This is a genomic window from Clostridium sp. ATCC BAA-442, assembly GCF_964239415.1.
GTDB lineage: Bacteria > Bacillota > Clostridia > Oscillospirales > Oscillospiraceae > Flavonifractor > Flavonifractor plautii.
In genome coordinates this window covers 1,921-9,965 of record NZ_CAXSQB010000067.1, presented here as the reverse complement: position 1 = coordinate 9,965, position 8,045 = coordinate 1,921, and the positions used below count along the sequence as shown (strand labels likewise).

The window sequence follows — 8,045 nt, the reverse complement described above, 5'->3', positions numbered from 1 at the left end:
CCCCCCCCCCCCCCCCCCCCCCCCCCCCCCCCGCCGGACGGTACGTAAACGGCTCAGCAGCAGCCGTCGTTGCACCCGCAGTTGTTGTTGCAGCCACAGTTGCAGCCGCAGCCACTGCCGCCCCAGCTTCCGCCGCAGCAGCAGCAAAGGATGATGATAATCAGGATGATCCACAGGCAGCCGCAGCCGTTGCCGCCGCCCCAACCATTGTTACCACAGCACATTCTTGATTCACCTCACTTGTTTTATCTGGCTCATACTATGTGGGGGGCGGCAAAGTGGTTCCCGGCGGGTCATCTGTTTTTTCGTTAGGAGTTGAACCTATGTCTCAGGAAGAATACCGGAATGAGGGCCGCCGGCCGGCCCAGTCGAGGAGCGGCCACGGCGGCAGGCGGGTCGCCCCCTCCCACCCGGAGGGAGAACGCCGCTCCGCCCCCCGCCGCCGGAAAAAGCGTCTCGGTGGCTGGGGTGTGCTGCTCTATGTCATTTTTGTGCTTGGCATCTCCGCCCTCCTGGCCGGCGTGGGCTGGATCTGGGCCAACGATGTGCTGGCCCTCAACAAGCCCGCCCTTACCGCCGTGGTGGAGATCGACGAGGGGGACACGGTGGGCCAGGTGGCCGACAAGCTGGAGGAACAGGGCCTCATCGAGTACAAGATGGTGTTCAAGCTCTTCTGTTCCCTGACACACACCTCCGGCAAGGCCGGAGAGGAGGGGGCCAAGATCACCCCGGGCACCTATGAGCTGAACACCGACATGGACTACCGGGCCCTCATCTCCAGCATGGGCTCCTCCTCCGCCAACCGCATGACCACCACCGTCACCATACCCGAAGGCATGACAGAGGCCCAGATCTTTGCTCTGCTGGAGGAAAAGGGGGTGTCCACGGTGGAGCAGTTGGAGGAGGCCGCTGCCAATTACGACTTCAAGTTCTCCTTCCTCAAGGGCGTGGTGCCCCTGGGCGATCCCAAGCGGCTGGAGGGCTACCTGTTCCCCGACACCTACGAGTTCTATATGGGCGAGGAACCGGTGAGCGTGCTCAACAAGATGATCCTCCGCTTTGACGAGATCTTCACCGACGAGATGCGCCAGGAGGTACAGAACGACGGCCGCACCATCCAGGACGTGGTGACCGTGGCCTCCATGATCGAGAAGGAGACCGACGGCTCCGACCAGGCCAAGATTGCCTCGGTCATCTACAACCGCCTGGACAACCCCACCAGCGAGACGGCGGGCTATCTGAACATCGACGCCACCATCCTCTACGCCACCGGCGGCACCGAGGTGGACCTCAACGCCGACACCCCCTACAACACCCGGACCCACAAGGGCCTCACCCCCACGGCTATCGCCAGCCCCGGTGTAGATGCGCTGAAGGCCGCGGTGTACCCCGACTCCACCAGGTACTACTTCTATGCCCTGGGGGACGACGGAAAGCACCACTTCTTCGCCACCTACCGGGAACAGCAGAACTTTATCGCCTCACAGGAGCGGTATCAAAATGGCTGAGAAAACAATCGAACTGCTCTCCCCTGCCGGGGACATGGAGCGCCTGCGCATGTCCCTGGCCTACGGGGCCGCCGCCGTCTATCTGGCGGGCCCCGATTTCGGTATGCGCTCCTTCGCGGGCAACTTCACCCCCGAGGAGCTGAAGCAGGCCGTAGAGCTGTGCCACAGCCGGGGAGTGGCCGTCCACGTCACCTGCAACACCATGCCCCGCAACGACGAGGCGGCCCGCCTGCCGGAGTGGCTGGAGTTCCTCCAGGCGGCAGGGGTGGACGCCGCCATCCTGGCCGACGTGGGGGTGCTCTCCCTGCTGAAAAAGCACGCCCCCGGCGTGAAGGCCCACATCTCCACCCAGGCCAGCGTCTCCAACTACCAGGCGGCGGCCGCCTGGTATGAGCTGGGGGCCAGCCGGGTGATCCTGGCCCGGGAGCTGTCCCTGGACGAGATCCGGGAGATCCGGGCCAAGGCCCCCCCGGCGCTGGAGCTGGAGGCCTTCGTCCACGGGGCCATGTGCGTCAGCTACTCGGGCCGCTGCCTGCTGTCCAACTACATGACGGGGCGGGACGCCAACCGGGGCGCCTGCGCCCAGCCCTGCCGCTACCAGTACGCCCTGGTGGAGGAGAAGCGCCCCGGCGAGTATTTCCCCATCGGGGAGGACGCGGGCGGGGCCTTCATCCTCAACTCCAGGGACATGTGCATGATCGACCACGTGCCCGAGCTGATGGACGCCGGACTGGATTCCCTGAAAATCGAGGGCCGGGCCAAGAGCGCCTACTACGCCGCCATTGTCACCGCCGCCTACCGCCACGCCATTGATGCCGCCCAGGCCGGGGAGCCGCTGGATCCGGTGTGGCGGGCCGAGGTGGACAAGGTGAGCCACCGCCCCTACTCCACCGGCTTCTACTACGGCGAGCCGGGGCAGCACACCGCCCACGCCCGCTACCTGCGGGACTGGCAGGTGGTGGGGGTGGTCACCTCCTGCGCCCCCGACGGCGCCGCCCTGTGTGAGCTGCGCAACAAGTTTGCCGAGGGGGACGAGCTGGAGCTGGTGGGCCCCGGCGTGCGCCCCGTCTCCTTCCGGGCGGAGGGCCTGACCGACGGGGACGGCCTGCCCATCCTGGAGGCCCGGAAGCCCCAGATGCCCTTCCGTCTGAGGCTCCCTGTCCAGGCCCCGCCCCTGTCCCTCCTGCGGCGGAAGGCGGTGGGCCTGTGAGCGCGCTGTCCCGACGCCGCTGGGACTACGATCTGCTGCGGGTGGCCTCCATGGTGGGGGTGGTCTACCTCCACACCGCGGCAGGCGCCCTGCGCCAGCTTGGCACCCCCCTGTGGCACTTCTCCAACCTGCTCTCCTCCCTGGCCACGGCGGCGGTGCCCCTGTTCTTCATGCTCTCCGGTGCGCTGCTCCTGTCCCACCCCCGGACGGCGGAGCTGGGCACCCTGTTTCGCCGCCGCCTGCCCAAGGTGCTGATCCCTCTGCTGGCCTGGTCGGGTGTCGTCATCGCCCTGGCCGGCGTGCTCTCCGGCCCCCAGGCCGCCCTGGATAAGCTCATTCCCCTGCTCAACACGCCGGTGATGGTGCCCTACTGGTTCTTGTACGCCCTGGTGCCCATCTATCTGGTCTCTCCGCTGCTCAAGAAGATGACCGACGGGCTGAGCGAGGCCCACTGGAACTACCTGGTGGGCCTGTGGCTGATCGCCACCATCGGCATGGACACCCTCTGCGATCTGGCCCCCGCCGGCCCCTGGCAGAGCGCCCTCACCGTCCACTGGACGCTGAATCTGGACTTTGTGGGCGGCTATCTGGGCTACTTCCTTCTGGGCGCCCGGCTGGCCCGGCTGCAAAAGCTCCCCCGCCGGGGGGCGCTGTGGGGCGTGACGGCGGCCAGCTTTGCCGTCATCGCCGCCGGCACCTTCTGGCTCACCAGCCGCACCGGCGTCTACGACGAGCGCATCAAGAGCTATCTGCATCTCTTTACCGCCGTGCTGGCCGCGGCCCTGTTCCTGCTGGCGCGCTCCTATGGGGAGGGCCGGAGCAGCGGGCGGGCCCTCACCGCCCTGTCCGGGCTGTCCTTCGGCGTCTACCTGGTACACCCCATGGCCATCCAGTTCTGGCAGAAGGCGTGGACAGCCTGGATCACCCCCGCGGTGGACACCATCCCCCTCCAGCTCGGCTACTATCTGGCCATCCTGCTCAGCTGCCTGGTGGGCGTGGCCCTGCTCATGTCCGTCAAGCCCCTGTGCTGGCTCTTTACCGGCCAGAGCTTTTCCTCTGCCTGCCGGGAGTGCAACCTGTTCGCCCTGTTCCGGCGGAACCCTTCCAAACAAACCCCGGCGTCCTAATCATGCACAGCAAGGCGGCCCATGAGGCCGCCCTGCTTCTCAATTTATTTTTATTGTTTTTCATTAAATTTATGTTGACATACAGTTTATTGTGGCGTATACTGGCCGCAAGAGGTGATGCTGTCTGAAACCAAGAGGAACCGTCCCCGGCCGCGTCGGCGGATTCGCCGCCGGACATTTTATCCTCTCCCTTTTGGGCTGGATGGGATGGCTGGGGCTGGCCGGCCTGCCCGACTGCGCGCACGGCCGCGCCCTCTTTTCCTGGTATGTCCTCTTGCTGATGGCCCTCTATGTGCCCGCAGGCTGGGTGGTCTCCCGCCTGCGGGGCTGGCCCCGCCCAGACCGGAAAACCGGCTGCAAGGCAGTGCTCTATCCCGCCCTGTGCGCCTGGGGCTGGGCCTTCGGGGGCTGCGGCCTTCTGCTGCTCTTCTCGGGGCGGGAGGCGCTGTTCCCCCTCGCCTTCACGGGCTTTGCCCTTCTGGCCCTCTCCTTTCTGCTGGCCAGCCCTTCCGCCCTGTTCATGCTCCTCACCCTGGATCTGCTCTCAGGCTCCCTGAGGGACGCCGGGGTAAACGCCTTTTTCCAGTCCTCTGCCTGGTTCGCGGCCATGTTCCTGGCCGGCCTGCTGCCGCCCATGCTCTTCTTTTTGGGCTCGCTCCTGCCGAAAAAGCGGTTGACAACGGCGAAAAATGTGATAAAATAATTCAGCTATCACAAGAAACGCGATGACGAAGCCAAGCAGGCCACGCCGCGCCGAGCGAGAGGGGACGGTGAGAGCCCTCCGCGACACGGGCCTGCACGCCACTTCCGAGCTGCCCGGGACGACCGGGACGCCCCATCCCCGTTACCGGATGACTGAGATGCCCCTTCCGGGGCAAATTAGGGTGGTACCGTGGAGTGAACCTGCTCCGCCCCTAACCGGGGCGGAGCTTATTTTTTTACAGATAGGAGTTTGGTCTGTCCATGCACAAGAACTACGGCCTCAACGAGCTGCGCGAGATGTTCCTGAAATTCTTTGAGACAAAGGGGCATCTGCGCCTGCCCAGCTTCTCCCTCATCCCCCAGAACGACGCCTCCCTGCTGCTCATCAACAGCGGCATGGCGCCCATGAAGCCCTGGTTCACCGGGGAGCAGGAGCCGCCCCGCCACCGGGTGACCACCTGCCAGAAGTGCATCCGCACCGGCGATATCGAGAACATCGGCCACACCGCCCGCCACGGCACCTACTTTGAGATGCTGGGCAACTTCTCCTTTGGCGACTACTTCAAGCGGGACGCCATCCACTGGGCCTGGGAGTTCCTGACCTCCCCCGAGTGGGTGGGCCTGGAGGCCGACCGGCTCTACCCCTCCGTGTTCGCCGGCAACGAGACCACCCCCGCCGACGACGAGGCCTTCCGCATCTGGAACGAGGAGATCGGCATCCCCGCCGAGCGCATCTTCAAGTTCGGCAAGGAGGACAACTTCTGGGAGCACGGCTCCGGCCCCTGCGGCCCCTGCTCCGAGATCTACTACGACCGGGGCCCCGAGTGGGGCTGCGGCAAGCCGGGCTGCACCGTGGGCTGCGACTGCGACCGCTATATCGAGGTGTGGAACATCGTGTTCTCCCAGTTCGACAACGACGGGGAGGGCCACTACACCGAGCTCAAGCAGAAGAACATCGACACCGGCATGGGCCTGGAGCGGCTGGCCTGCGTGTGCCAGAACGTGGCCTCCCTGTTTGACGTGGACACCGTCATGAACATCACCAACAAGGTGTCCGAGATCACCCACGCCCACTACGGCGAGACCGCCGCCAAGGACGTGTCTCTGCGGGTGATCACCGACCACATCCGCTCCTCCGTGTTCATGATCTGCGACGGCGTGCTCCCCTCCAACGAGGGCCGGGGCTACGTGCTCCGCCGTCTGCTGCGCCGGGCCGCCCGCCACGGCAAGCTGCTGGGCGTCAACGAGCCCTTCCTCTACGAGGTGTGCGACACCGTTATCCATGAGAACGAGGGCCACTATCCCGAGCTGCGGGAGCGGCAGGACTATATCACCAAGGTCATCCGCACCGAGGAGGAGAACTTCGCCAAGACCATCGACAGCGGCCTGAAGATCTTTGGCGACATGCTCGCCGGGCACAAGGCCAAGGGGGAGAGCACCTTCTCCGGCGCCGACGCCTTTAAGCTGTATGACACCTACGGCTTCCCCATCGACCTGACCCTGGAGATGGTGGAGGAGCAGGGCATGAAGCTGGACGAGGCGGAGTTCCACAATCAGATGGACGAGCAGCGCCAGCGCGCCCGGAAGGCCCGGGAGGCCCTGGGCGATCTGGGCTGGGCCGGCGTGGAGTTCGGCAAGGATGTGCCCGAGACCCAGTTTGTGGGCTATGACCACACCGCCATTGACGACGCCAAGGTGGTGGCCCTGGTGGTGGAGAACGAGCAGGCCGAGGAGCTCATGCCCGGCGTGGAGGCCATCGTGGTGCTGGACAAGACCCCCTTCTACGCCGAGATGGGCGGCCAGGTGGCCGACCACGGCGTCATCTCCGCCGACGGCGTCACCTTCCAGGTCACCGACGTGCAGAAGAACAAGGGCGGCAAGTATATGCACACCGGCAAGCTGACCCAGGGCGTGCTGAAGGTGGGCGGCACCGTCTCTGCCTCCATTGATGTCAAGCGCCGCAAAGCCGTCATGCGGGCCCACTCCGCCACCCATCTGCTGGACACCGTGCTCCGCAAGGTGCTGGGCGACCACGTGCACCAGGCCGGCTCCCTGGTGGAGCCCGACAAGCTGCGCTTCGACTTCACCCACTTCGCCGCCCTCACCGCCGAGGAGCTCTCCCAGGTGTCCGCCCTGGTCAACGAGGCGGTGCTGGAGGGCTACGAGGTGAGCACCGAGGTGCTCCCCATCGAGGAGGCCAAGCAGCGTGGCGCCATCGCCCTGTTCGGCGAGAAGTACGGCGACACCGTCCGGGTGGTGGACATGGGCCAGGGCTTCTCGGTGGAGTTCTGCGGCGGCACCCACCTGGACAACACCGCCAAGGTGGGCGTATTCCACATCGACAGCGAGTTCTCCGTGGCCTCCGGCGTCCGGCGCATCGAGGCCACCACCGGCCTTAAGTCCCTAGAGACCATGAACCGGGCCCAGTCCCTTCTCTTTGAGACCGCCGCCGTCCTCAAGGCAAAGCCCGCCGAGCTGCGCGAGAAGGCCGAGCAGAATATGGCCGAGCTGCGGGAGATGCGGCACACCGTCGAGAAGTTCCAGGCCAGGGAGGCCGCTGGCGAGACCGAGCGTTTTCTCATGGGCGGCCACGATCTGGGCGAGCTGAAGGTGCTCACCGCCACCCTGCCCAACGCCGACGCGGCCAAGCTGCGCCAGATGGGCGACATGCTGCGGGACAAGCAGCCCAATGTGGTGGCCGTCCTGTCCGCTGTCAACGACGGCAAGATCACCTTCCTGGCTGTCTGCGGCAAGGAGGCTGTGTCCAAGGGTGTCAAGGCTGGTGACATTATCAAGAATGTCACCGCCATCTGCGGCGGCAAGGGCGGCGGCAAGCCGGACAGCGCCATGGGCGGAGGAAATGATCTGCTCAAGCTAGACGACGCGCTGGCTAAAGTAGACGACCTGGTCGCCGAGAAGCTGGGGCTGTAACAAAAGCACCCGCTTCGGTAGAAGGCGCGTCGTCCAGCTCCGCCGCAGCTGCGGCGTCTCAAGCGTTTTGCCGCAGGCAAAATCTTGATGCCAGGGCGATTTATTCGCCCTGAGCAGATTATAATGCGGGGTCCCCCGCACGACATGGTCGTGTGGGGCGTGACGCGCTGGCCAAGGTAGACGACCTGGTCGCCGAGAAGCTGGGGCTGTAAGCCGCCGACGGGCGGGTGTGGGCACCCGTCCCTACGGCATGGCGCAGATGCTTGCCGCCCCACAGATAAACGTGTGCAGCAGAGGCACTTATCGCATTTGCCGCATAGAATCAAACGAACACATTTTTACCCAAAGGAGAGTTACACCTATGCTTCCCCAGGACCCTATGATTCTGCTCAGTTACCTCAATACCAAGCTGCGGGACTTTTACCCCACACTGGACGCTCTGTGCGACGACCTCCAGATCGACGTGGGCGAGGTCAGCCGGCGGCTGGCCGCCATCGACTGCCGGTACAGCCCGGAGCGGAATCAATTTGTCTCCTGTTGAGCGCACGAACGGGGGGCGCGGAAGCA

At 65.2% G+C, this 8,045-nt stretch carries 8 protein-coding genes (1 of these 8 running past the window's edge); 7 read left to right on the top strand and 1 reads right to left on the bottom strand.

The features are described 5' to 3' along the window. Positions 1-48, top strand: partial view of a 5-formyltetrahydrofolate cyclo-ligase gene (locus tag ACESY8_RS18025; RefSeq protein WP_498794911.1) — the end only. Its footprint begins 606 nt before the window's first position; 48 of the gene's 654 nt are visible here — the last part of the coding sequence; the start codon falls outside the window, past its left edge; the stop codon is at positions 46-48. A 5-nt stretch (positions 49-53) separates the two neighbouring features. On the opposite strand, the gene ACESY8_RS18020 is transcribed toward ACESY8_RS18025, so the two are convergent. Further along, entirely contained in the window at positions 54-224 is a 171-nt protein-coding gene (locus ACESY8_RS18020; RefSeq protein ID WP_007495781.1) for a hypothetical protein, read from the bottom strand. Between the two features lie 99 nt (positions 225-323). Between ACESY8_RS18020 and mltG the strand changes: the two genes are divergently transcribed. From mltG to ACESY8_RS17990, 6 genes are all read left to right on the top strand, one after another. After that, positions 324-1,508 (top strand): endolytic transglycosylase MltG, encoded by a 1,185-nt coding sequence (mltG, locus tag ACESY8_RS18015; protein WP_009257564.1) that lies wholly within the window; start codon positions 324-326, stop codon positions 1,506-1,508. Continuing rightward, positions 1,501-2,718, top strand: a complete 1,218-nt coding sequence (locus ACESY8_RS18010; RefSeq protein WP_498794910.1) for a peptidase U32 family protein — start codon at positions 1,501-1,503, stop codon at positions 2,716-2,718. Before mltG ends, ACESY8_RS18010 begins: the two co-directional genes overlap by 8 nt. Continuing rightward, complete coding sequence (locus ACESY8_RS18005) at positions 2,715-3,845, top strand: acyltransferase (RefSeq protein WP_148342605.1); 1,131 nt, start codon at positions 2,715-2,717, stop codon at positions 3,843-3,845. The genes ACESY8_RS18010 and ACESY8_RS18005 overlap by 4 nt, the downstream gene beginning before the upstream one ends. Before the next feature lie 202 nt (positions 3,846-4,047). Continuing rightward, positions 4,048-4,548, top strand: a complete 501-nt coding sequence (locus ACESY8_RS18000; RefSeq protein ID WP_009257560.1) for a hypothetical protein — start codon at positions 4,048-4,050, stop codon at positions 4,546-4,548. 260 nt (positions 4,549-4,808) lie between these two features. After that, the gene (alaS, locus tag ACESY8_RS17995) at positions 4,809-7,478 is read left to right on the top strand and encodes an alanine--tRNA ligase (protein WP_021630699.1); all 2,670 of its coding nucleotides are present in this window, start codon (positions 4,809-4,811) and stop codon (positions 7,476-7,478) included. Positions 7,479-7,839: 361 nt separating this feature from the next. Next, complete coding sequence (locus ACESY8_RS17990) at positions 7,840-8,019, top strand: DUF4250 domain-containing protein (RefSeq protein ID WP_007495767.1); 180 nt, start codon at positions 7,840-7,842, stop codon at positions 8,017-8,019. Positions 8,020-8,045 lie beyond the last annotated feature (26 nt).